General features: G+C 38.4%; 24 protein-coding genes and 2 tRNA genes. 12 read left to right on the top strand and 14 right to left on the bottom strand.

Annotated elements, in window-relative coordinates:
* Positions 1-37 precede the first annotated feature (37 nt).
* Positions 38-805, bottom strand: coding sequence for a tRNA isopentenyl-2-thiomethyl-A-37 hydroxylase MiaE (miaE, locus tag ABD009_RS07500; protein WP_343824151.1), 768 nt, complete (start codon positions 803-805; stop codon positions 38-40).
* Positions 806-884: 79 nt separating this feature from the next.
* The gene (locus tag ABD009_RS07495; RefSeq protein WP_343824150.1) at positions 885-2,009 is read right to left on the bottom strand and encodes a methyl-accepting chemotaxis protein; all 1,125 of its coding nucleotides are present in this window, start codon (positions 2,007-2,009) and stop codon (positions 885-887) included.
* Between the two features lie 395 nt (positions 2,010-2,404).
* Here ABD009_RS07495 and ABD009_RS07490 point away from each other — a divergent pair, with 395 nt between their 5' ends.
* Positions 2,405-3,004, top strand: a complete 600-nt coding sequence (locus ABD009_RS07490) for a Yip1 family protein (protein WP_343824148.1) — start codon at positions 2,405-2,407, stop codon at positions 3,002-3,004.
* Between the two features lie 162 nt (positions 3,005-3,166).
* Here the strand turns inward: ABD009_RS07490 and cysS are convergent, their stop codons facing one another.
* Positions 3,167-4,549: a cysteine--tRNA ligase gene (cysS, locus tag ABD009_RS07485; protein ID WP_343824146.1), complete on the bottom strand. Its 1,383-nt coding sequence runs from the start codon at positions 4,547-4,549 to the stop codon at positions 3,167-3,169.
* A 117-nt stretch (positions 4,550-4,666) separates the two neighbouring features.
* Entirely contained in the window at positions 4,667-5,821 is a 1,155-nt protein-coding gene (serB, locus tag ABD009_RS07480) for a phosphoserine phosphatase SerB (RefSeq protein ID WP_343824144.1), read from the bottom strand.
* A gap of 120 nt (positions 5,822-5,941) precedes the next feature.
* On the opposite strand from serB, the gene ABD009_RS07475 reads away from it, so the two are divergent.
* Positions 5,942-6,541 carry an AhpA/YtjB family protein gene (locus ABD009_RS07475; protein WP_343824142.1) on the top strand — a complete coding sequence of 200 codons (600 nt, stop codon included), beginning with the start codon at positions 5,942-5,944 and terminating at the stop codon, positions 6,539-6,541.
* On the opposite strand, the gene ABD009_RS07470 is transcribed toward ABD009_RS07475, so the two are convergent.
* The 3 genes from ABD009_RS07470 to ABD009_RS07460 form a co-directional block, all read right to left on the bottom strand.
* Positions 6,531-7,316 (bottom strand): TatD family hydrolase, encoded by a 786-nt coding sequence (locus tag ABD009_RS07470; RefSeq protein ID WP_343824140.1) that lies wholly within the window; start codon positions 7,314-7,316, stop codon positions 6,531-6,533. The genes ABD009_RS07475 and ABD009_RS07470 overlap by 11 nt on opposite strands.
* Before the next feature lie 35 nt (positions 7,317-7,351).
* Positions 7,352-7,987, bottom strand: a complete 636-nt coding sequence (pdxH, locus tag ABD009_RS07465; RefSeq protein WP_330997663.1) for a pyridoxamine 5'-phosphate oxidase — start codon at positions 7,985-7,987, stop codon at positions 7,352-7,354.
* Between the two features lie 76 nt (positions 7,988-8,063).
* Complete coding sequence (locus ABD009_RS07460; RefSeq protein WP_343824137.1) at positions 8,064-8,861, bottom strand: acyl-CoA thioesterase; 798 nt, start codon at positions 8,859-8,861, stop codon at positions 8,064-8,066.
* 173 nt (positions 8,862-9,034) lie between these two features.
* Here ABD009_RS07460 and ABD009_RS07455 point away from each other — a divergent pair, with 173 nt between their 5' ends.
* Positions 9,035-9,733 (top strand): PEP-CTERM sorting domain-containing protein, encoded by a 699-nt coding sequence (locus ABD009_RS07455; protein ID WP_343824135.1) that lies wholly within the window; start codon positions 9,035-9,037, stop codon positions 9,731-9,733.
* Positions 9,734-9,915: 182 nt separating this feature from the next.
* Here the strand turns inward: ABD009_RS07455 and ABD009_RS07450 are convergent, their stop codons facing one another.
* Genes ABD009_RS07450 through ABD009_RS07440 form a run of 3 tightly spaced genes read right to left on the bottom strand, consistent with a single transcriptional unit; the run spans position 9,916 to position 13,348 of the window.
* Positions 9,916-11,748, bottom strand: coding sequence for a TIGR03545 family protein (locus ABD009_RS07450; protein WP_343824133.1), 1,833 nt, complete (start codon positions 11,746-11,748; stop codon positions 9,916-9,918).
* Positions 11,749-11,763: 15 nt separating this feature from the next.
* Positions 11,764-12,270 (bottom strand): TIGR03546 family protein, encoded by a 507-nt coding sequence (locus tag ABD009_RS07445; RefSeq protein WP_343824131.1) that lies wholly within the window; start codon positions 12,268-12,270, stop codon positions 11,764-11,766.
* Between the two features lie 13 nt (positions 12,271-12,283).
* Positions 12,284-13,348 (bottom strand): AI-2E family transporter, encoded by a 1,065-nt coding sequence (locus ABD009_RS07440; RefSeq protein WP_343824130.1) that lies wholly within the window; start codon positions 13,346-13,348, stop codon positions 12,284-12,286.
* A 109-nt stretch (positions 13,349-13,457) separates the two neighbouring features.
* Between ABD009_RS07440 and ABD009_RS07435 the strand changes: the two genes are divergently transcribed.
* The 4 genes from ABD009_RS07435 (at position 13,458) to ABD009_RS07420 (ending at position 16,833) form a co-directional block, all read left to right on the top strand.
* The gene (locus ABD009_RS07435; protein WP_343824128.1) at positions 13,458-14,363 is read left to right on the top strand and encodes a TIGR01777 family oxidoreductase; all 906 of its coding nucleotides are present in this window, start codon (positions 13,458-13,460) and stop codon (positions 14,361-14,363) included.
* Between the two features lie 124 nt (positions 14,364-14,487).
* Positions 14,488-14,898 (top strand): thiol-disulfide oxidoreductase DCC family protein, encoded by a 411-nt coding sequence (locus ABD009_RS07430; RefSeq protein ID WP_343824126.1) that lies wholly within the window; start codon positions 14,488-14,490, stop codon positions 14,896-14,898.
* A gap of 5 nt (positions 14,899-14,903) precedes the next feature.
* Positions 14,904-15,632: an SDR family NAD(P)-dependent oxidoreductase gene (locus tag ABD009_RS07425; protein ID WP_343824124.1), complete on the top strand. Its 729-nt coding sequence runs from the start codon at positions 14,904-14,906 to the stop codon at positions 15,630-15,632.
* 169 nt (positions 15,633-15,801) lie between these two features.
* Positions 15,802-16,833, top strand: coding sequence for an NAD(P)/FAD-dependent oxidoreductase (locus ABD009_RS07420; protein WP_343824122.1), 1,032 nt, complete (start codon positions 15,802-15,804; stop codon positions 16,831-16,833).
* Between the two features lie 717 nt (positions 16,834-17,550).
* Here the strand turns inward: ABD009_RS07420 and ABD009_RS07415 are convergent.
* Both ABD009_RS07415 and ABD009_RS07410 read right to left on the bottom strand, forming a co-directional pair.
* Positions 17,551-17,642 (bottom strand) — tRNA-Ser (locus tag ABD009_RS07415).
* 47 nt (positions 17,643-17,689) lie between these two features.
* Positions 17,690-17,781: transfer RNA gene (locus tag ABD009_RS07410), tRNA-Ser, on the bottom strand.
* A 400-nt stretch (positions 17,782-18,181) separates the two neighbouring features.
* Between ABD009_RS07410 and ABD009_RS07405 the strand changes: the two genes are divergently transcribed.
* The 5 genes from ABD009_RS07405 to ABD009_RS07385 all read left to right on the top strand — a co-directional run bounded on the left by ABD009_RS07405 (position 18,182) and on the right by ABD009_RS07385 (position 20,381).
* The gene (locus ABD009_RS07405) at positions 18,182-18,847 is read left to right on the top strand and encodes a Bax inhibitor-1/YccA family protein (RefSeq protein WP_155693914.1); all 666 of its coding nucleotides are present in this window, start codon (positions 18,182-18,184) and stop codon (positions 18,845-18,847) included.
* A gap of 126 nt (positions 18,848-18,973) precedes the next feature.
* Positions 18,974-19,330, top strand: a complete 357-nt coding sequence (gene tusD / locus ABD009_RS07400) for a sulfurtransferase complex subunit TusD (protein WP_155693916.1) — start codon at positions 18,974-18,976, stop codon at positions 19,328-19,330.
* A gap of 7 nt (positions 19,331-19,337) precedes the next feature.
* On the top strand, positions 19,338-19,700 hold the full coding sequence (tusC, locus tag ABD009_RS07395) for a sulfurtransferase complex subunit TusC (protein ID WP_343824119.1): 363 nt from the start codon (positions 19,338-19,340) through the stop codon (positions 19,698-19,700).
* Positions 19,701-19,712: 12 nt separating this feature from the next.
* Positions 19,713-20,042, top strand: a complete 330-nt coding sequence (locus tag ABD009_RS07390) for a hypothetical protein (protein ID WP_343824117.1) — start codon at positions 19,713-19,715, stop codon at positions 20,040-20,042.
* 9 nt (positions 20,043-20,051) lie between these two features.
* A complete protein-coding gene (locus tag ABD009_RS07385; protein ID WP_343824115.1) occupies positions 20,052-20,381 on the top strand; it encodes a TusE/DsrC/DsvC family sulfur relay protein in 330 nt (109 codons plus the stop codon).
* A 27-nt stretch (positions 20,382-20,408) separates the two neighbouring features.
* Here ABD009_RS07385 and ABD009_RS07380 read toward each other — a convergent pair whose 3' ends face one another.
* Together ABD009_RS07380 and ABD009_RS07375 are read right to left on the bottom strand one after the other, a co-directional pair.
* A complete protein-coding gene (locus tag ABD009_RS07380) occupies positions 20,409-20,678 on the bottom strand; it encodes a Txe/YoeB family addiction module toxin (RefSeq protein ID WP_343824113.1) in 270 nt (89 codons plus the stop codon).
* Complete coding sequence (locus ABD009_RS07375) at positions 20,659-20,931, bottom strand: type II toxin-antitoxin system Phd/YefM family antitoxin (protein WP_155693926.1); 273 nt, start codon at positions 20,929-20,931, stop codon at positions 20,659-20,661. Before ABD009_RS07375 ends, ABD009_RS07380 begins: the two co-directional genes overlap by 20 nt.
* Positions 20,932-21,054 lie beyond the last annotated feature (123 nt).

Below are 21,054 nucleotides of genomic sequence, written 5' to 3'. Positions count from 1 at the left end.
TACCAGAAGTAAAAATAAAGTTATATAAAAGAGTTAATTACACGATAAAAACGGGTAGACCACTATGGAATTTAAAATCGCTATCTGGAGTTGAGATTAGTTCGGCTTCTACTTTCCCAAAATAAACAATACGCTCAGAAATGTCGTGCCCTGCAATTTCTTCGGCGAGCACTAAGTAGTCTTGGAAATGTCGAGCTTCAGATCGCAATAATGAAACATAGAAATCACCTAGGCGTTTTTCTACATGCGGTGCTAGTTTTGCAAAACGCTCACATGAACGGGCCTCGATGTAGGCACCGCAAATAAGTTTATCAATAAGAGTGTCTGGCTCATGAGTTTTAACATGTCGCATCATGCCTTTAGCATAACGGCCTGGCGTAATACTTCTATAATCTACGCCTTTTTCTTCCATAATCTCTAATACTTGATAGAAATGGTGTAACTCTTCTCTAATAAGCATCACCATCTTATCAACTAAGTCTTGGCCATATTTACTATCTGGCCTAATCACTAATTTTTTACTTATACCTTTTAAGTCCCTGAGATCTTCTAAACGCCCTTCTCGTTTATAAATGAAATTTTCATATGGACTAAGCCACGCCAACAATTGATCACCGCTTGCTTTATCAACAGCGTATTTTCGCATTAACCACATTGCTGTTTGTGCGGCCTTGAGCTCACAAATCATGTGATCGATAAGAAGTACATCTAGGTTTTCAGGTTGAATTGCGGCTGCTATCCACTCATTAGGAGTAGAACAATTTAAAAAGGACGTTATTGGTTGTATCAGGTTATCTAAATTCATTGGGCCAAAACATTAGTTTCTCTATTGCCGTTATTCTAACGTGTTCAGGCCCAAATCTCACAATCCTATTTCATATGCCTTATTTATTTTTTTTCATCGAATCTGACTCTATCTGTTCAGAAAGCTCTTCCAGTTGATAAAAGACCGCTAAGCTCGCCTTTTCCATTTGCGCCAATAACTCTATTGATCTCTTTTTGTTACCCTCAACATGAGCCTCCAAAGCTTGTTTACCAAAGTTATGAACATCTGCATGAGGCTTCTCTATTTTCGAAAACGCAGAGTAGTGAGAGAACTGGTCAGCGCCATCACCATTGTAATACCAATTGCCTAATCGACATTCGGTATGGTCAGTAAAGTCGTTAATCGTTTTGTCAGACATACCTAGTAAAAGCTGATATACCTCTCCTTTCCACACAACGTGATCCATTTTTGCAGTTTCAATAAACGAGTTTGCCGACGAGTAAGATATAACCGAATACATGCTTTTAGACATTGTGACGATTTCATTGGCCTTTTTCTCTATTGTGGTTGTGCTATCACTAATTTCGCTGCTTTTCTCACCAACACTATTGATACCAGCTATAACTCCGGTCATCTGTTGGTTCACTTGTTCAATCAAACTCGATATTTCATTTGAGGCCTCTGATGAACGCTGTGCTAATGTTCTCACCTCGTCGGCAACTACGGCAAAACCCCGGCCTTGCTCACCAGCTCTGGCGGCTTCAATAGCTGCGTTTAGTGCTAATAGGTTTGTTTGGTCTGAGATACTTTTGATAATATTGACAAAGTCATTTATTCCCGACATAACATTTTTAAGCTCATCCGCTGATTCAGACGCTTTTTTTGTATTTTCGGTAATCTCAATAGTAGAGCCTGATGTACTTGATAACATTTTAGTTACTGAATCAAATAACTGTTTTGACTCATCAAAGTCACCACGATGCCTTATCAACTGGGCCGATGACTCGGCTAAACTTTCACGAATTTGATTTACTAAACTAGAAGATTGAATCCAAAGTTTTCCGTAATCACTTAACGTCGTACTATCTTTTTCCTTCGTATCTTGTTCTTGATGTCTGAGTCTACTGTTTTCAATTTTGACGTCTTTTAATTCACTTTCGAGCTGTTCGTTTTTTGAAACAATGTTTTCTAACTGTTCCTTGAGTGTTTTAATTTCTTCTTTTTGTTTAGATCCGAATATCATAGTTACTCTCTAATTAGTAAACAGGAATACTGATTGACATAAAAGTTGACCTACATATTTTCCATGCAGAAATGGTAGAAATAAGGACTTCTTACCCAGAGTATAATCAGGATCTAATAAAACGCTTAAATTTTTAGATCTTTTTTATCTTGTAATACCGCTTTAGTTTTATTTTTATAAAAGCACTAAAATCATCAACAAACACAACTATTTGAGTCTACTTTTAGAATATTTACTCGGCGAGAGTTTGTTGTCTCTTTATAACTACATCGTCTAATTAGATGATTTATTAATCGATTCTAGTCTTGACTCTGAGACAAAATTTGACCATAACATACTCATATTGTGTAACATTTGCGCAATTAAGCGATCACTAGACAGTAAGGAACATAATTATGATACTAAACCACCTATGGGGTCTGTACGCGCATCCGGTTGAAGAATGGCACACCATTGACAATCGTCATGAAAGTTTTAAATATTCGATGTCTCACATAATGATCATCGCATTAATACCAGCAATTTGTGGCTATTTCTCAGTAACTCAAATGGGTTGGAGTGTAGGCGTTGGTGAACCTCTTAAAATGACCCCTGACACTGCACTATTACTTTGCGCAGGAATGTACTTCGCGTTAATCGCTGGCGTATTTTTGCTTGGCTACTTAGCGCATTGGATGGCTCACACGTTTGGTTCAGAACCAACTTACACACAAACATTAGAATTAGCAGCATACACAGCAACACCGTTATTTATGGCTGGCTTTGCTGCACTATATCCTGAAGTTTGGTTTGTAATGATTGTTGGCTTAATTGCATTGTCTTATTCTGTATATTTACTTTATGCAGGCGTGCCAATTTTAATGCATATACCAGAAGAGCGTGGCTTTATTTATGCTAGTTCAGTGGTAACTTGTGGTCTTATATTACTAGTGTGTATTATGACCTCGTTTGCAATGTTCTGGAGCTCAGGTTACGCACCAGCGTTTAGCCACTAGACTAACATTTGATAATAAGTTGTTGAGTAAGTTATTTAGACCTAGCCAACAACTCAAATAGAATATCAACCATCAAAAAAGCCGACATCACAGTCGGCTTTTTTATTTAAACATTAACTTTCTTTCGTAAATTAATGTTCTTTTATTTACTAAAACTAATATCTAGCTTTTACGCCAAGTAGTACCGTTAGCCCCATCTTCTAGCACAACACCTAATGCATTTAACGCATCACGTGCTTCATCGGCCATTGCCCAATCTTTACTCGCTCTAGCTTCATTACGCTGAACTATCAATTGCTCAATCTTAGCTACTTCATCGTCATCTTGTTCGCCTTTGAAAAAGCTTTCTGGGTTGCTTTGCAATAACCCTAAAACTTCACCAAATTTAACCAGTACACCTGCCGTATTGTTGGCCGAAGCTAAACCTTCCGCTTTTTCTTTGTTTAATTGCTTAACCAAATCAAACAAAACTGACAAGGCGATTGGTGTATTAAAGTCATCATCCATCGCTTCATAGAAGTCTGCAGCTTGAGGGTAAGTCGATACATCAACATCCATATTAGGCTCAACATCTCTTAAACCAGAATATAGGCGCTCTAATGCTGACTTTGCTTGTTTCAAGTTGTCGTCAGAATAGTTTAACTGGCTACGGTAATGACCTGACAATAAAAAGTAGCGAACGGTTTCCGCATCATAAGTCTTTAATACTTCACGGACAGTAAAGAAGTTGCCCAAAGATTTTGACATCTTTTCATTATCAACTTGCACCATGCCTGTATGCATCCAGTAATTTACATACGGCGTGTCAAATGCACAGCATGACTGAGCGATTTCGTTTTCATGGTGAGGGAACTGTAAATCTGAACCGCCGCCATGAATGTCAAAGTGTGTACCTAAATGTTTTGAGTTCATTGCAGAACACTCAATGTGCCAACCAGGACGACCATTGCCCCACGGTGATTCCCAGCTTGGTTCATTTGGTTTTGCTAACTTCCACAAAACAAAATCAAGTGGATCACGTTTTGTCTCTTCAACATCAACCCTTGCACCAGCAACCAATTGCGTTAAATCTTGACGACCTAGCGCGCCGTATTCTTTAAAAGTAGACACTTCAAATAATACATCTCCGCTTCCGGCTACATACGCATGCCCTTTTTTAATTAAACGTTCAATAACGTCAATTATTTCAGGCATATGCGTTGTTACCCTTGGCTCAATATCCGCTGGTAACATTTTTAATGCATCAAAGTCTTCATGCATCATCGCAATTGTACGATTCGTCAACTCATCACAGGTTTCGTTATTTTCAATTGCACGTTTGATGATTTTATCGTCAACGTCTGTAATATTTCGAACAAACGTTACGTCATATCCGGTATGTCTAAAATAGCGCTGCATTACGTCAAACGCGACATAAGTACGACCATGACCCATATGCAATAAATCATATACAGTGATACCGCACACATACATGCCTACCTTGCCTGCTACTAAAGGTTTAAACGTCTCTTTTTGACGGGACAAAGTATTGTAAATGCGTAACATGTGTTTTCCTGATTCTGTTTAGTTTTTGTTGAGTTGCTTAATTAGTGTAGCCTTGCTGACACACTAATTCCTTAATGGCGGCATTTTAACAAACCAACCACGTTTTACACTTTAATTTTAACCAATTAAGTACAATAACTGATCAAGCCCACCTTGCCTAACTGATACATCTGCTTGCTCACACACTAGAGGTTTAGCATGAAACGCGACACCTAAACTGGCAACTGCCATCATTTTTAAGTCGTTTGCACCATCGCCCATGGCAATAGTTTGCGACATTGGAATGTTAAATTGTTTTGATAAGTCTAAAACGGCGTCAGCTTTAGCTTGTGCATCTATTACTTTACCACTAACGGTGCCCGAGAGCTTAGCGTCTTTAATGTCTAAGTTATTAGCTAACGTTATATCAAGTTCTAATTGTTCTTTTAACGCTTCTGTCATTGCTGTAAAACCACCTGAAACGATGGCAATTTTCCAGTGGTGTTGTTTTAAACACGATACTAACGATTCTAAACCTGGCATTAAGGGCAATTTACTCGCAACATCTGTTATTACCGATTGAGGTGCCCCTTTTAATGTTGCTACTCTTGCATGTAAGCTTTCTGCGAAGTCTAACTCACCGCGCATTGCCGAGGCTGTAACCGCCGCTACTTGTTCTCCAACGCCTGCTAATTTGGCAATTTCATCAATGCATTCAATTTGAATAGCGGTACTATCCATGTCCATGACCAATAACCCAGGTTTATTAAGTGCAGGAGCTTTTAGGCCCGGTACTTTGGATTCACTATTAATGAATGCAACCTCAAGACTATACTCATCAGCGATAGCATTAATTGAGTTTTCAATATTTGAGCTTTTAATATTAGAATGATTTGGGATCAAAAACTCAACCGCACCAGGTAGCGACGCTAACGGTTTAACGATACGCGCAACGACTTCAACACCAAGGCCTTTAATAACCGAATAAATCTGAAACAAGGCTTGCCATTCAAAACCAGAACTAGAAGATGAATTTCCTGTGTTATTAGCTGTATTAGCTGATATGTTGTTTTTAAAAACGACAACCTTGCTGACTTGCGAATCTTCTTTTGTACTGAATTTCTCGAATTTAACGTACACCGCACTTTCAGCTGTATTTGCGCCTTCTGTATTATCCGTTAAAAACTTAAGTGTAAAATACTGAGTTGTTTGTAACTCGGCCATCACTTCAACAAGTGAACAGTCACTAAGATTAAAAACATGGCTATAAGAAAATGGAGCGGTTGATGTCATTCGAATTAAGACTCTAAAATACAATTTCTTAGAATATACCAAACTACATTGCTTTTTTTGGAATAAATGCGCACTATTTATTAATCTTCTTTTTGTTTCTAACAAGCTAAATGGACCAATATGGCCACCAAAGTTACCTATATTAAAACTTCATCGGTAAATAAAAAGCTACTGCAGTTATTGGCAGGCGTAGTTTTAGTTATTTTTACCTTGAGTTTATGGGTAGACATAAAAACAAAAGGCAATCAGTTGTTAGAAGAAAGTGCCATCGTACTTGCCGATAATTTATTGCAACAAAGCAGTCACAGCGCTGCCTATTATATTTCAGAAAATGACATTGAATCTTTAGAAATATTAACAGCTTCGGCTTTAGTTTCAGAAAACATTTACGAAATGCTAATTTATAATAAATATGGGGAATTACTGAGTAAAAGTAGTAACGCAGTTCCTGCTAAGGAACGCTTTGTGAATATAGACAAAGAACTAAATGGTTTCTTGCCAACACCCTATGTTACCGACATTTATAGTGAGGACGGACGTTTGCTCGGTTTTATTCGTGTAACCGTATTAATTAGAAATCTACAAACATCTGGCATTAATTACGTCTATACAATGACAAAACAGGTGATATTGATCATGTTACTGTCCGGATTAATTGGCTACTTGTTTACGAATGGACTCAAACCATTTTCAGCAAATGCCTATATGGTTAAAGACTAAATCCAAATAACTCTTTGCAATTTTCGCTAGTCTTTAAAGCCACTTCTTCAAGTGTTAATTCCTTTAAGCTTGCCAAACATAATGCAATTTCTAAAATGTTAGCAGGTTCATTTCTATGCCCTTGTTTGCCATTTAAAGGCATATCTGGTGAATCCGTTTCTAACACGATATGTGACAAATCTAGGTTTTTAAAAGTGCTCTGAGTTTTTTTACTTCGCTCGTAAGTAATAGTGCCGCCACAGCCTAACTTAAAGCCTAAATTAATATATCGTTGCGCGTCTACCAAACTGCCAGAAAAGGCATGAATTACACCACCGCTAAGAGGCTGTATTCGTTTAAAGCTTTGATGAATCAAATGATGTGATTTGCGATGATGAATAACGAGCGGTTTGTTACATTGATTAGCGATGTCTATGTGCGCCTCAAAAACAGTTTGCTGATGCGCTACACTGAAGCACTCTTCTTCCTTACGTTCTGCAAGAACACCATCAATGCCACATTCACCTATGGCACTAACCCAGTTCTCTGTTGAGCAACGAGCAAGCTGGTCTAAGTCGCTGGTAATAAATTCGTTTAAAAAATATGGGTGTAAGCCAATGCCCGACTTAATCGACGTATTTACTTGAGAAAGCTGTTTTAAAGATGCCCATTGTTGAGATTTAATACCGGGTACAAAAAACCTCTCCACATGGTTTTGATGGGCATCTGACAAAACTTGATCAAGATCTTTGGCAAACACCTCAAAATCTAAATGACAATGGCTATCAACTAACATTATATTTAATAAAGCTCATGACTTAACGTTAGGGCTTAAGGAGCCAAACGCTCAATTGACCAGCCCTGCGGTGTTTTTGTGTAAAGCATGCGATCGTGAAGTCTATGCTCACCACCTTGCCAAAACTCAATTTTAATTGGTTTAACTCTAAAGCCACCCCAAAAATCAGGCGCAGGTATTTCACCTTTTAAGAACTTATCTTTCATGCGTGCAAAACCTTGCATTAAAAGCTCTCTTGATTTAATTGGTTGAGACTGGTGAGAAGCATAAGCTGCCAACTGGCTCTCTTTAGGCCGAGATAAAAAGTAGGCCATATTTTCTTTGGTACTTAGAGGCTCTACTTCACCATAAACAATGACTTGTCGCTCTAAAATATGCCATGGGAAATGTAATGATATTTTTGGGTTGTTTTTTAACTCTTGAGCTTTTCGGCTACCTAAATTAGTAAAAAAGACAAACCCGTTTTCATCACAGTTTTTCAACAATACTATTCGTTGAGATGGCTGGCCGGTTGCATCAACTGTAGCAACAACCATCGCCGTTGGATCGGGAAGTTTTGCCTCAATAACTTGTTGCAACCAAGACTCAAACTGTAAAAACGGATTCGGATTTACATCCGATTCACTTAAATTGCCTTGGCAATACTCGCGACGGAGATTAGATAATTCCACCAGCATGTCCTCTTAAACAATGACTTAGCAATAGTATACGAGTATTTAACTGATATGCGTCAGCAATTTTTTACTTTTAACCAAATACCGCTACGACCTGCCTTGATAAAGCGACAAGTCTACCGTTCTGATCCCAAAAGTCTGCCTCTTCGTGACCATACCCTTGGTTTACATGCGATGCTTTTACTACACAAGCTAACCAGTCTGTTGGTAATATTTCACTTATTGGGTGAATAAACTCTATGTCCCAACTCATTGTGCTTGCTGGAGCGGGTAACTTCATCATTTGGAACATAGTCGGCGGCCACGCGTCCATTAATGCAATTAGGTAAGCCATTTTCATTTCGCTTGGGGCTTTAGATAGTCGGCACCAACCGTGCATTTCAGGATCCTTTTTAGTTCCAACTGAAAAGCTTCCTTTTTCTAACGCAAGATCAAAATGTCGAATAAACTTAGGCACGATTTTAGGTATTTGTGGGATGAACTTAGCTTTTTTAGGGATGGGCATGTCATGTTTAGGGTGGTCTATGTGATTAAGTTTTGATTCTCGAGAAACACCAAAACAAACTTGTACCATTACACCTACTTGACCGTTTTGAACTACTTTAGCTAATATTTGAGTTACGTTCCTTCCGGTTCGCAACACTTCAGCGCTAACTTCAACTTCTTCATCAACGTTTAATGGTCCAACAAAATTACAATGGAACGCTCTTAGCTCTCGTCCATCTGAGATTAAGTTTTCAGCGGCTTGATAAGCTAATGCAGCAGAAAGGCCTCCGAATACTGTACGCCCTTGAGACCAATTATCTGGGATAGTCAGCTTATAACTTTCTTGCTTCTCACTAAAATTTTCAAATATCGATTCGATATCCATGTTACTTATCCTTTTGTTAATTGCTCAAGACAAAACAGCGACTGGTCGGACTTCAACAAAGTATTTATCCAGTCTAGCCAATTATTTATATCTTGAAAACAAAAGTTTATTGCTATTTGATTAATATTCGGCCAAAATGATCAAAACACTGTTAGAAGTCTAAGGGGTTAATAGTGAAACAACTTATCAAAAATGGCGTGATTGCAGCGTCGATGCTTTTATCAAGTGTTGCTGTCGCATCTCCAATTGAATATGAATTTGATATTGATTATTCAGGTACTACCTTTATCGGAGCTGATGAATATGAAGTGCAAGGCACTGGTTTATTCAGCCTATTCGGAGAGCTAGATTTCGGTATAAATGCAATAACATCAGCAGGTTTTTCAAATTTGTCTTACCAAGCAAGTTTTAACTTCATAAATCAAACCAACCCTGGTGACGACAAAATAGACGTAATATCTATAATGACAAACGTTTTCACTCCAAGTATGTACAATTTTAGTTTGTTTATTGCCAACGATCTTAACACCGTATTTTGGGGTAATGGTGGCTCTGGTGAGAGCTCGTTCGCTATAGAAAGCACTAATTTAAACGCTCCAGCTATTCCAGCGCTTGGCACTTCGTATGATACAGTCATATTTCATGAACCTACTCTTGATCTAGACGGTGGTGGTCGCTTTTTGCTTACCGACCTAGATAATCTAATTTTGATTGAAGGTATGGATAGAGAGTATTCAATGGCAATGAGAAATGGCAATTTAGGTCAGCCAATACCACCATCAGGTGGTTCTAATAATGTACCTGAGCCTTCTACTTGGTTGTTAATGGCTGCTGGCTTGGCATTTACTGCAAGACGCTATAAGTCAAAATAATAGTTAGAATTAGTCTAGTAACTTATTAGACTAACTTTATTCAAATAAAAAGCGCTCTATGAGCGCTTTTTTTGTTTCTGTTGAATGAACAGTTTTAAATAACTATTTAGCTGTCCAAGTAGCTACCTGCCTATCCAAGTAGTTACCTGCCTATCCAAGTAACTGCCAGCGTCAAAGGTTATTTAAAATCCAAAACCTTTCAACTTATCCTTCAGCTTGTCTTTTAGTTTATCTTTAGCTTTGTTTTTCAACTCAGATTTTTTCTCGTCTAAAAACTTATCCAGTTGCTCTTGTCCATACTTCTGTAAATCAGACTCAGCAGCTTCGTACTGTGCTTTGACTTCGTTAAACTTTTGGAGATCTTTTGCGTTTAAGTTCAACTCTGCCTGTAACTTATCCTTTAGTTTGCCTTTTGTTTCATCTTGTAAGTCATTCCAGCGATCTGAAACTTGCTCTTTAAATGCTGTATTCAATTGGTTATCTAGATCTGATTTAATTGATACATTTGGCGATGATACTTCACCGTCGAGGTTCACATTAAGGTTAAACTCAGATACTTTTGTTAAGGTATCTAAAGTCAGTTGAGCAAGCTTTGTTGATGCTTCGCCCGCTAAGTTAACGTTTCTAAATGAAACGGTGTTCTGACTTTCTAGCAGCCGGTTAACTTGATAACGACCATTACCCGACAGAATGGCGTCTTGCATTGTTACTGTTAAATCACTGCTATCCGTTAGAGATTTGCTATCAACATTAATTCCACTTGCAGACCAGTCGCCGTCAGTGGAGATATCACCAACCGTATCAACAAAGTACTTACCTGATAACGTTAAGCTCTCACCTTTAATTTCAGAGTCTAAATTTACACTGTATTGACTTGGTTTATTACGAACATAGTTTTCTACATTTATTTCTTCGCCAGTAACTTTAAATTTTTGTTGGTTAGGTGCAACAACATTTATCAGCAACTGTTTAATAACCCACGTTGGCCATTTATCTTCCAGTTTAAACTCAATGTCTCTGCCAGTTTCAAGTTTATCGGCTGACAACTTGTCTTGTGCTTTAACTTCTTTGTTTGCATCAATGAATGGTTTTACTGCTTGATATAACTCTTCCGCCTTAACGATATAACCCGTTACTTCATCGCCAAATATTAGTTTTGAAATGGCAACAGCATTCGGATCATCAATAGGCAATTTAGACTTAATATTTTGCCAATCTAGATCTGGCGCGGCTTTTAACTCTTTATAAGCAGTATCAACCTTTTCTTTACTCTCTTTGTATTGAGACTTTAACTCTGAAATCGCGGCTTTGTCTTTTTTAAGATCCGCTTTTAAAACGTTGATTTTTTTCTTTAATGTTTCTAAGTCTTCAAGCGATTTTACTTTTGTATTCTCTATCTCTTTCCACTGCGCCTCATATTTTTTAAGCGCATCTTTACTTGGCAATGCATCAACTTTTGCTTTTAACTGTTCGTTTTCCGTATTCCATGTTTGTTTTAGTGCTTTTGCTTTTTTCTCAGTAATTAAATCTGCTTTAGCTAGCAACTCATCGGCACTAGGAACTTCAATTCCGCCGCCTAACTCAGAGTCACCCTTTTCTAGTCCTTCTTCACTTTCGTCATCTGACTCTATTGCTTCGCCTTTTTCAGCGCGCTGTGTATTGAACATCAAGTTATCAACCGTCAACTGTTCAATGAGTACGTTGCCTATAAGCAATTCCCACAAGTTAGCACTCGCCGCGGCTTGATTAAACTCAAATAAATTTTCGCCCAAATTGTCAGGGTTTGTTTGTTTCAAGCCGTTAATCGTAAGGCCAAATGGCTGCCAATTAATATCAACGGAATCAATATTCGTTTCTGCTCCAAAAGCTTGCTCCATGCCAGTAGAAATAAGGCTCTTAGCAAATGGTGCCGCTAAAAAGTATCCAGCTGCGGTAATCACTCCGACTGAGATTGCTAGTGTTGCTATACCACCAACACGAATTGGCCCTGGCTGTTTCTTGTTTTCAGTTTCCATATTCAGTGGTCCTTCTTAGCTTTGTGTTGCAGCGTAAATACGATAAAACTTAGACGCTTTAAGCGTTTGTACTACTTTAAATTTGTTCGCAAATCCCATTAATGAGACGCGGTATTTATTCACAATAATTATGCTTATAAAATAAACAGGCACAAAGGCAACAACGGAGAAAATCAAATTTCCCATTTCAACCGTGTTGTTTAATTCATCTAGCCTAAACCAGTATGTCTGGTACAAATCTGTTAACAAGCTTTGTAAACCTTCAGCGGTTAGAACAGCCTCACCTATTAAATGAGTTAGGAAAGAAAACAATTTTCCAAGAACAGCAAACACCGCAGTAAAAGCTAAGAATATTGTTAAATTACAACGCACCACAAACAATAATAAAATCACTAATAAACCAATGCTGCTTACAACACCGTTAAAACCAACAAGCAATGCTAATGCAATTGCCAACGCTATTTGACTCGGTTTCGTATCGGAATTAAGAACACTTAATAATTTTGCTAATAGACTAATCACATCAACTCCTTGTTTATTCTGACAACTCTTCAAATTCAGATTTTAATTTTTGCTCATCAACATTGCCAAGCAACAAGCCAAGCCATTTACTATCTTCATTTGCTTCTAAGGCTATTTTAACAATCATAGTTAAAGGTACGGACAATAACATCCCAACCGTCCCTAATAACCATCCCCAAAATATTAACGACAAGAATACAACCAACGTTGATAAGCCTAAGCCTCTGCCCATAAACTTAGGCTCTACAATATTGCCCATTATCGTATTTATGCCTACATACCCAAGCGCTACCAAACCTGCAACTGCTGGGCTTTGTACTACTATCGCCAATAATACGGCTGGCACAGCAGCGATGATAGAACCAATGTTAGGAATAAAGTTAAATAGAAAAGCCAACACAGCCCAAAGTAGAACGTAGTCTACATCGAGTACCCACAACAAAATGGCAACCAGTGCAGCGGTGCCTAAACTCACTAGGGATTTAATCGCTAAGTAGCTGTTTACAGACTCTAAAAATCTATCAATATGGTGAAGCTTCATTTTTGGATCGTGCAACGCAATGTGAATTTTTTTGTTCACATCAGGCGCTTCAAACAACATAAACACTACCGTTAAAACAATTAAGAATAAGTTGGCCATTACGCCACCAAAACCACTTAACAAATTTCCAACCATTTGCATGGCAACGCCAGGGTTAAAGTATTCCGTTAACTGAGACTTATCTACTTCAATATTAAACAAAGCCAACTGGCTTACTAACCAATGTAATTCGCCAGCTAGTTTTTCTTGGTATTCTGGTAAGGACTTTGAAAAGTCATTAAATGATTGCCCTACAACACCCGCTAAGCTCATACCAACAACGAGTAATAACGACAGTACAATGAGCACAGCCACAACTCTAGGGACTCTTAGAGAGACTAACTTAGCAACCAGTGGATTTGTAATAATTGCAATAAAAATGGACAGTAAAAAAGGTACCAAAATTGCGCTAGAGGCTTTTATGCCCGCTAATAAAATGACAAGACACGCCATAATAAACAAAAACTTGGTAGCAAAATTGACTTCTAGCTTGGGCATCACTCATCCTTAAATTCTTTTTCGTAATTTGTGACCGTTTTTCAGCTAAATACCGTAAAAGAACTATGATTAATTAACAAGTTAAATCCCACTTAAACGGCTTTTTATTATGAATTATTTTATAACAGGCGGTACTGGCTTGATTGGTCGAGCATTTATTGAGCAACATCACATAACTAATGCGAATGCTCAGTTTACGGTACTAACTCGAGATAAAGCCCAAGCTCAAAAAAAGCTCCCGTCTTATGTACTAATTGTTAGTGATTTATCAGAAGTTAATTTTAAAGACTTTGACGTTGTGTTGAACTTGGCTGGTGAGCCTATCGTATCAAAACGATGGTCTGACAAACAAAAAGACCGTTTATGCAAAAGTAGATGGACGTTGACGGATCAAGTCGTTAATAAAATTAGCAAAGAATGCTCTGACGATCGCCCTATCCGCTTAATTAGTGGCAGTGCTGTTGGTATTTATGGAAGACAAGGTTCAACGGTAATAACTGAGCAATTCACAAACCATTTCCCAGAATTTAGTCATAAACTTTGCCATCAATGGGAAGATATTGCACTTCACGCCAAACATGCAAATGTCGCCGTGATCAGAACCGGCATAGTATTGAGTAACAAAGGTGGCGCATTAGATAAAATGCTGTTGCCCTTTAAATTAGGGCTTGGTGGACGTATTGCCACAGGACGTCAATTTATGCCTTGGATTCATATTGACGATATGGTGAGTGCAATAGAATATTTAGTTGAACATCCTGTACTTACTGGGCCTTTTAACTTTACGGCACCTAACCCTGTAACAAACGCAGAGTTTAGTAAAACATTGGCTTCTGAGCTTGGTCGCCCTTGCCTGTTTCCAGTTCCTGAGTTTGTTTTAAGACTCGCGATGGGTGAAATGGCTGATTTGGTTTTATATGGTCAAAAAGCAGTACCACAAGAATTATTAGACTCCGGCTATACCTTCAAATTTGAAACATTGTCGCCTGCGTTACATGATGTTTTAAAAGGTTAACGCGCTAGTTTTTTAGTTTTTTAGTTTTTTAGTTTTTTAGTTTTTTAGTTTTTTAGTTTTTTAGTTTTTTAGTTTTTTAGTTTTTTAGTTTTTTAGTTTTTGGAAAATATAAAGGCAGTTTGTTATGACTCAAACATCTCACGATCTTATTTTGTTTTACGATGGCTGTTGCCCATTATGTGTTGCTGAAATGAAAAAGTTGGCCAACGCCGATACTAACGATGCTATTGAATTTATTAATATTCAGAACAGCGTTGATATGAACGAATACCCCAATGTTGATCCTGACTATGCAAACCGAATCCTACACGCTATCGATAACAACGGGACATTACTTCTTGGGCTTGATGTTACCTACAAAGCGTGGGACACAGTAGGCAAAGGCTGGTTGTTTAAACCTTTAACTTGGTCTTGGGTTCGATTTTTCGCTGACCCTGTTTACTTGTGGTTTGCAAAAAATAGATATTCAATTTCAGCATTCTTTACCGGAAAGGCTCGGTGTGAGTCTTGCCAAGTCGGTCGCCTCAAGGACTAGTTTACATGTCAGACAATACCAAAACATTTTTAATCTTTGGCGCCTCTAGCGCTATCGCCAAGGCCGTTGTTGAGCAACTAAGCGTTAACCCAAATCATCAGGTTATTACCTTTAGCCGTACTCAATTAGACTGGAATAAGCCGAATATCACACACCACGCAGTTAGTGATTACGAGCAGGCGACACTTGATTCAGTTATTCAATATTTAGATATCAACCAAATAAACTTAACGGGCTTGTATATTTTTAATGGGATTTTACACAGCCAACAATTTCGACCAGAAAAAGCCTTGAGCCAATTTGACCCGCTCACATTCGAAAAGGTAATCAAAGCAAATACCACAACTCCAATACTAATCATTCAAACTATTTTAAAAGCTATTAATAAAGATCAGTCTTTTAAAGTAGCGGCTTTGTCTGCTCGCATAGGTAGTCTCACTGATAACGGACTTGGTGGTTGGCATAGTTATCGTGCTAGCAAAGCTGCACTTAACATGTTGCTCAAAAACATCACCATTGAATGCGCGCGAAGTTATAAAGGCCTTAAATTTATAAGTTACCACCCAGGCACAACCGACAGCCCACTATCAAAGCCATTCCAAGCTAATGTGCCATCGGAACAACTTTTTTCCTCAGAGCAATCAGCAAAGTATTTTTTAACGGTGGTTGAAAACCAAAGGTTTGACCAAGAGTTAAGTTATGTTGATTGGCAAGGTAAAACCATCAGTTGGTAATTTGTAATTTGTAATTTGTAATTTGTAATTTGTAATTTGTAATTTGTAATTTGTAATTTGTAATTTGTAATTTGTAATTTGTAATTTGTAATTTGTAATTTGTAATTTGTAGAAGTGTTCCATTTATTTTGGGTAATGACATTTTAATAATGAAAACAATGAGGTTTAAATGAAAGTAGCGATTGTTGGAGCTGGATTAACTGGCGCAGTCATAGCTGACGAATTGTCTTCGAAAGGATACGACATTACCGTGATTGAAAAGTCTCGAGGTCGAGGCGGCCGAATGAATACCAAACGTTTGTCTTGGGGCAACTGTGATATGGGTGCTCAATACTTTACCGCCCGGGATTCTCGCTTCGTCAGTGCTGTTGAAAAGTGGGAAATGAAAGGCTTAGTGTCGCCCTGGACCCTTGAACCTCAACTTTTAAGAGAAAAGACGCTCGCTACGTCACCCGATGCAGAATTACGTTATGTTGCAACACCTGAAATGAACAGCATCGCCAAACAGCTTTTAAACGACAAAAAAGTCGAACTAAACACAAAGATTAACCACATTACATTTGATGACGGAAAGTGGCTCTTATGGCGAGATAATATGGAATTAGTTGGTGTTTTTGACTGGCTCATCTCAACCATTCCAGCTGAACAAGCGAGAGAGCTATTTAATGACCTTCCTGATATTAGTAAACAAATCCCATCTGACGTGCATGATCCTTGCTGGGCCGTAACGTTAGCAACAAAAGGTAGCGTTAACCCAGTATTACAAGGCGTGTTCAGTAAAGAAAAAGTGTCTTGGTTAGCAAAACAAAGCCACAAACCAGCTCGTGAAATAACAGAGAATCAGAAGTCACAGCAAATCGAAGACATTTGGAACATCCATTTTTCTGCCGAATATACAAAGCAAAACATTGGAGAAAATGCCAATGTAATAAAGCAGGAAGCATTAAATTGGTTGAACGAACTTATCGTAAATAACAATCTAGGTGAGCCAGTTACATTGATTGATAGTTATGTGCACTATTGGCGATACGCTCGACCAACGGAAAGTTATCTTGAAAAGTATAAAGCAGATGACAGCAATGTGATTTTTAATGATAAAGAGCAATTTGCGATCATTGGTGAATGGGCAAAAGGTGGTCGTGTTGAAGGTGCATATTTAAGTGCGATTGAGTGCGCCGGGAAGATGCATAACTTAGATTGAGCCCTGCTCAAACTCACCCACTCTTTAGCTTGAACCCAGCTCAATTACTTTCCACTTCGGACGCTCGAGTTCATCCATGAAGCGCTTCGCCAAGGCATCCTTGTCGTTGTGAACCCAGCTCAATTACTTTCCTCTTCGGACGCTCAAGTTCATCCATGAAGCGCTTCGCCTAGGCATCCTTGCCTTGGAAACCTCATTAGGAAAGTAATTGAGCTGGGTTTTGGTTTGGCGTGTGCAGTGAATTCATGACCAGTTTAGGCGAGAGTGGCTAGCGTGCTGATGATTGATTATCAGCGAGGCGTTCGATTCAAGGATGAATCGTCGAGGCTACATGGATGTATTTATGCCGCCCTCGCTGCATAACAATCACAGCTGAGAATTACCAGTATCGAACTAACGTGCTGCTGATTGATTATTAACGAGGCGTTCGATTCAGGGATGAATCGTCGAGGCTACATGGATGTATTTATGCCGTCCTTGTTGGATAACAATCACAGCTAAGCATTACCAATGTCGAGGTAGCGTGCTGCTGATTGATTATCAAGAAGGCGTTCGATTCAGGGATGAATCGTCGAGGCTACATGGAAGTATTTATGCCGTCCTCGCTGTATAACAATCACAGCTAAGCGTTACTACTCACGAAGCAACTGATGCTATAAATGAAAGGTAAATTTTAGATACAAAAAAGCCCAATCAAATGATCGGGCTTCGTTGATTTGGCGGAAAGCGAGGGATTCGAACCCCCGGAAGGTTTGACCCTTCGCCTGATTTCAAGTCAGGTGCATTCGACCGAGCTCTGCCAGCTTTCCTAAGTCGTTTGCCACAAGTTTAATTAAAAACTCATAGTTTGTATAAGTGGCGGAGAGGGAGGGATTCGAACCCCCGGAAGGTTTAACCCTTCGCCTGATTTCAAGTCAGGTGCATTCGACCGAACTCTGCCACCTCTCCACTTGATGAAGCGCATATTAGAGACCTAACTAACTCTTGTAAAGTCAAAGTTTAAAAAAAGTTAGGTTTTCTGGTTTGTTCGGCTAATTTTAAATCAAAGTGAGGCTTTTTTAGCTGAGTTTGTTGGTTTTTGATCGAAATCAGCCAGTTACTTCATTACCAAGGCAAAACCAAATATATCCGCTTGAGCAAATCAACAAAGTTTTATATTTGGGGGAACCTATCAAATGGTATGTAGTCGAAATTAGTGTGAAATAGTGAATCAATCGTGACTTTATTTCGTATAAATATCTTGAAACTAAATTGTTTACCTATATATATTGACCAGGAATGCAATTTAATGAAAACTACCATTAGTTTTTAAACAACGTTTTATATTATGAAACAACAGGAGTTCAAAATGGACAGCAGAATGGCGTATCAAGGTACTAAAACCTCTGTATTAGAGCAGAACAAGGTACTAAGAAACACTTATTCATTATTGGCTATGACTTTAGCGTTCGCTGCTATGGTTGCTGGCGGTGCAATGGCATTAAACTTACCTCACCCGGGGTTAATTGTGACGTTGGTTGGTTTTTATGGCTTATTATTCTTTGTCCATAAAGCAGCTAACTCTTCAATGGGTTTAGTAGCTGTATTCGCATTCACTGGTTTCCTTGGTTACACGTTAGGCCCAATCCTTAATATGGTTATTGGTGCTGGCGGCGGTGAAATCGTAATGATGGCACTAGGTGGCACAGCCCTTACCTTCTTTGGTGTTTCTGCTTATGCATTAACTACAAAGCGTGACTTGTCTTTCCTAGGCGGAATGATGGTTGCTGGTTTTTGGGTACTAATCGCAGCAGTTGTAGCAAACATCTTCTTACAACTTCCAGCGTTATCTTTAGCTATTAGTGCAATGTTTATCTTATTCTCATCTGGCGCAATCCTAATGCAAACGCAAGCGATTGTTAAAGGCGGCGAGACTAACTACATTCTTGCAACGGTGACGTTATTTGTATCTATATACAATATCTTTATCAGCTTAATTAATATCTTAATGGCATTCGGCGGCAACGACGACTAATCGCCAAAACCATTAAAAGCGCTGCTTCGTGTGGCGCTTTTTTTTGCCTGTTTTTCAAGGCAGAGATGGGTTAACCCTTCAATATGATTTAAACTATACCTATTCACATTTACCTAAGAGACTTTCATGCGCTATTTAATAATGCTTCATGGTAAAGCTTGGTCGGAACAATCCGTACTATCAGCTTGTCAGTTTAGCGAAGCGGCCATTGCACAAGGCCACATTATTGATGCTATCTTTTTATATCAAGACGGCGTAACAAACGCCCTTCCTAATCTTGAAATAAGTAGCGATGAATTAAACGGCCAGTCAGAGTTGCTCAAACTACATAAAGCTTTTGGTGTACCGTTATGGCTTTGCGTGACGGCTGGTGTAAAACGCGGCATTCACGAAACTCATGTTGAGCATGGTTTTAAAATCGCAGGTTTAGCCGAATTTGCGGAGCGTTGCTCCATCGTTGATAAAGTAATCCAATTTAAGTAGGAAAGTAATGAATATAAAATCCATTCTAATCATTCATACGCAACCTGCATTTAATGACTTACAGGGTAAAGAGGCGTTAGATTTAAGCTTGATATTGGGGTCATACGAACAGGACGTGTCTGTCGTTTTTTATCAACAAGGTGTTTTTCAAACCTTAGCCCATCAAGATCCTGAGTCTTTTTCGCAGAAAGATTATACAAGCACAATCAAAGCGTTAGACATTTACGACATTGAAAAAGTGTATGTTCATACAAACAGCCTTGTTAAATATGGGCTAGAAAACAATGAGCGTTTAAGTAATGTATTACCTATAGAACATACGGACTTTCTTGCTTTAAAAAATAACGTTGATCACGTTTTTGTAATTTAATCGGAGTTAAACATGCCTTTTTCTTCTCATCGTTATACTCTCCATTTAATCTTTAGCCCTGATAGCTGGGCATTAGCAAAAAATACCATTGAATCAAACGATCGTATTCTATTTCTGCAAGACGCTGTGTACCTGCTACAAAGCGACCTGCAAAGCCCAAGTGAGTTGTTATATGCAAGAGCGTTAGACGTTTCAGCTAGAAAAATAAAACTGCTAGGAAATAACCTAACTGAAAATAGTGTAAGTGACTCTGCTGTGACTGGTACTGTATTAGTTGAGGCAATTGACGATGAGCTTTGGGTTAAATTAACAGCACAAGCACAGAATATAATTAGTTGGTAAAAACAATAAATGATTGAATTTAATAATAAAGAATATGAAACAGATAAGCACGAGTACTTGCTGCACTTGGATGATTGGAGTGTGGAACTAGCAGAGCATATCGCAGAATTAGAGAAAATCACCATGACAGATAATCATTGGGAAGTGGTTAATTTTGTGCGTGACTTTTACAAAGAATATAAAACTTCACCTGCAATTAGAATGTTGGTAAAAGCGATGGCTAAACAACTAGGCGCAGACAAAGGAAATAGTATTTATCTATACAAGTTATTTCCAAAAGGGCCTGCAAAACAAGCCACTAGAATTGCAGGACTGCCTAAACCGGCGAAGTGCATTTAACTGTTCTTTTTTAAGGTACTATCTTTTTTAATGATCGGCGTAGTGCCCACCAATGGCGAATATATAGACGTAATCTTCATCGAATTTGTAAATCAGTCGATCTTTCTGGGATATTCTTTTTGACCATAACCCCGACAAGTTGTGCTTTAGCGCTTCAGGCTTACCCAAGCCTGAACTAGGATCTGAGCGAAGCATTTCCTTTAATATTTTGCACAACGCTTTGTGTAACTTTTTATCTTTTTCTCTTAATTTTTCATATGCGAGCCAAGTCTCACCTTCAAAGATTAGTGATCTCATCTAACTGCTCTTTTGTTGGTTTATAACCTTTCTTATTCGTATGCGTTTTCATAGACTCAGCAATTTGCTGCATTAAGCTACTACTTTGTAAAACGTGTAATGTTTCCTGCTCTCTTTCCCAGTCGTCTGCGCTCATTACAATAAAAGCCTCACCTGCTCGTCTTGTCACTTTTATCGGCTCATGTTCACTAACTGTTTGTTCAACGTATGTTTTTAAGTTGTCTCGAAATTGGTTCACACTTATGCTATTCATAATAAAAACCTTATGTACGGTAATGTCGTACAGTTTAGTCTAAAAAGTATAACAAGTCATTAAAGCTGGACAAAAAACAGCTGGGTTTCACATGTGCTTGACTCAACACTTTAGCCAACAATT

This window comes from Psychrosphaera haliotis (assembly GCF_039523615.1).
Taxonomy (GTDB): domain Bacteria; phylum Pseudomonadota; class Gammaproteobacteria; order Enterobacterales; family Alteromonadaceae; genus Psychrosphaera; species Psychrosphaera haliotis.
This window is presented reverse-complemented; position numbering and strand designations above follow the sequence as displayed.

What these genes read in the sequence shown, in the direction of transcription:
- miaE (WP_343824151.1), bottom strand. Translation starts at nt 805, where the DNA reads ATGAATTTAGATAACCTGATACAACCAATAACGTCCTTTTTAAATTGT.
- ABD009_RS07495 (WP_343824150.1), bottom strand. Translation starts at nt 2,009, where the DNA reads ATGATATTCGGATCTAAACAAAAAGAAGAAATTAAAACACTCAAGGAA.
- ABD009_RS07490 (WP_343824148.1), top strand. Translation starts at nt 2,405, where the DNA reads ATGATACTAAACCACCTATGGGGTCTGTACGCGCATCCGGTTGAAGAA.
- cysS (WP_343824146.1), bottom strand. Translation starts at nt 4,549, where the DNA reads ATGTTACGCATTTACAATACTTTGTCCCGTCAAAAAGAGACGTTTAAA.
- serB (WP_343824144.1), bottom strand. Translation starts at nt 5,821, where the DNA reads ATGACATCAACCGCTCCATTTTCTTATAGCCATGTTTTTAATCTTAGT.
- ABD009_RS07475 (WP_343824142.1), top strand. Translation starts at nt 5,942, where the DNA reads ATGGCCACCAAAGTTACCTATATTAAAACTTCATCGGTAAATAAAAAG.
- ABD009_RS07470 (WP_343824140.1), bottom strand. Translation starts at nt 7,316, where the DNA reads ATGTTAGTTGATAGCCATTGTCATTTAGATTTTGAGGTGTTTGCCAAA.
- ABD009_RS07460 (WP_343824137.1), bottom strand. Translation starts at nt 8,861, where the DNA reads ATGGATATCGAATCGATATTTGAAAATTTTAGTGAGAAGCAAGAAAGT.
- ABD009_RS07450 (WP_343824133.1), bottom strand. Translation starts at nt 11,748, where the DNA reads ATGGAAACTGAAAACAAGAAACAGCCAGGGCCAATTCGTGTTGGTGGT.
- ABD009_RS07440 (WP_343824130.1), bottom strand. Translation starts at nt 13,348, where the DNA reads ATGCCCAAGCTAGAAGTCAATTTTGCTACCAAGTTTTTGTTTATTATG.
- ABD009_RS07435 (WP_343824128.1), top strand. Translation starts at nt 13,458, where the DNA reads ATGAATTATTTTATAACAGGCGGTACTGGCTTGATTGGTCGAGCATTT.
- ABD009_RS07430 (WP_343824126.1), top strand. Translation starts at nt 14,488, where the DNA reads ATGACTCAAACATCTCACGATCTTATTTTGTTTTACGATGGCTGTTGC.
- ABD009_RS07425 (WP_343824124.1), top strand. Translation starts at nt 14,904, where the DNA reads ATGTCAGACAATACCAAAACATTTTTAATCTTTGGCGCCTCTAGCGCT.
- ABD009_RS07420 (WP_343824122.1), top strand. Translation starts at nt 15,802, where the DNA reads ATGAAAGTAGCGATTGTTGGAGCTGGATTAACTGGCGCAGTCATAGCT.
- ABD009_RS07405 (WP_155693914.1), top strand. Translation starts at nt 18,182, where the DNA reads ATGGACAGCAGAATGGCGTATCAAGGTACTAAAACCTCTGTATTAGAG.
- tusD (WP_155693916.1), top strand. Translation starts at nt 18,974, where the DNA reads ATGCGCTATTTAATAATGCTTCATGGTAAAGCTTGGTCGGAACAATCC.
- tusC (WP_343824119.1), top strand. Translation starts at nt 19,338, where the DNA reads ATGAATATAAAATCCATTCTAATCATTCATACGCAACCTGCATTTAAT.
- ABD009_RS07390 (WP_343824117.1), top strand. Translation starts at nt 19,713, where the DNA reads ATGCCTTTTTCTTCTCATCGTTATACTCTCCATTTAATCTTTAGCCCT.
- ABD009_RS07385 (WP_343824115.1), top strand. Translation starts at nt 20,052, where the DNA reads ATGATTGAATTTAATAATAAAGAATATGAAACAGATAAGCACGAGTAC.
- ABD009_RS07380 (WP_343824113.1), bottom strand. Translation starts at nt 20,678, where the DNA reads ATGAGATCACTAATCTTTGAAGGTGAGACTTGGCTCGCATATGAAAAA.
- ABD009_RS07375 (WP_155693926.1), bottom strand. Translation starts at nt 20,931, where the DNA reads ATGAATAGCATAAGTGTGAACCAATTTCGAGACAACTTAAAAACATAC.